General features: G+C 65.1%; 1 protein-coding gene. It reads right to left on the bottom strand.

Annotated features, from left to right (window positions below; genetic code table 11):
- Window positions 1-238: 2OG-Fe(II) oxygenase (locus SB751_RS35005; RefSeq protein WP_410749616.1), on the bottom strand; the 238-nt coding region annotated here is incomplete at both ends.

Below are 238 nucleotides of genomic sequence, written 5' to 3'. Positions count from 1 at the left end.
AGACAGTTGTAGTCGTCCGCGCCGTATTGCAGGATCAACGGCGTGGGTCGCGTCTGTCCGGCGTCGTGGCAGCGGTCGAGAAACGCCGCATGGTCGAGCGGATAGCGCACGTCGATCCGCAGCGCGTCATTCCAGCGATTGGCAATCGGCGCGAGATGCGGGTAGATCGTTGCGCGCAGCGCGTCGACGACTGCGGGCAGCGGATACGCGAAGTACTTGTACTCGCCGCGCCCGAAGC

This window comes from Cupriavidus sp. SIMBA_020 (assembly GCF_046535395.1).
Taxonomy (GTDB): domain Bacteria; phylum Pseudomonadota; class Gammaproteobacteria; order Burkholderiales; family Burkholderiaceae; genus Cupriavidus; species Cupriavidus campinensis.
Note: the sequence above shows the minus strand (reverse complement) of the source record. Positions and strands in the feature narration are given on the sequence as shown.